Annotated in this window: 1 protein-coding gene; it reads right to left on the bottom strand. The window is 71.0% G+C overall.

Going from position 1 to position 534, the window contains the following annotated elements; translation table 11 throughout:
* Nucleotides 1-534: lysylphosphatidylglycerol synthase transmembrane domain-containing protein (locus tag AC1DYG_RS19105; RefSeq protein WP_477641439.1), on the bottom strand; the 534-nt coding region annotated here is incomplete at both ends.

Raw genomic sequence — 534 nt, 5'->3', positions numbered from 1 at the left:
GCCGCGGACGCCAGGGTGCCGCCGATCATGGTGACGATGGTGACGGTGATGAACGTGGCGCCGCCGCCGAAGGCCTCGACGCTCGCCCACAGTGCCAGCGCCGCACCGAGAGTGGTGCCCGCGCAGCCGGCGACGATGAGCAGGAACCGCCACGGGTCGCGGGCCAGGTCGAGGAGTTCGACCGTCAGGTCCGCGATCTGCGGACGCAGGTCCTCGCGGAGCCAGCGGCGCAGCTTCGGCACCACCATGAACGTGCCGACGACCCCGAGCAGCAGGCCGGCGATCAGGTACAGCACCGTCCCCTTCGGGATGAAGTGCGACAGGTCGGCGTTGCGGCCGGCGGCGATGCTGAAGACGACCAGCAGCACAATGTGGGTGACCACCTGCACGGTCTGCTGCAGTGCGACCGCCGCGGTCGCCCGCACCCCGCCGAGGCCGTTGTGCTGCAGGAACCGCGCGCTCAGCGCGAGCCCGCCGACACCGGCCGGGGTGGTGGTGGCGGCAAAGGTGTTGGCGAACTGCATGATCGTCAGG

Source organism: Pedococcus sp. P1_H8 (genome assembly GCF_056405175.1).
The sequence above is the reverse complement of the archived record's forward strand: the minus strand, read 5'-3'. Positions and strand labels throughout refer to the sequence as shown.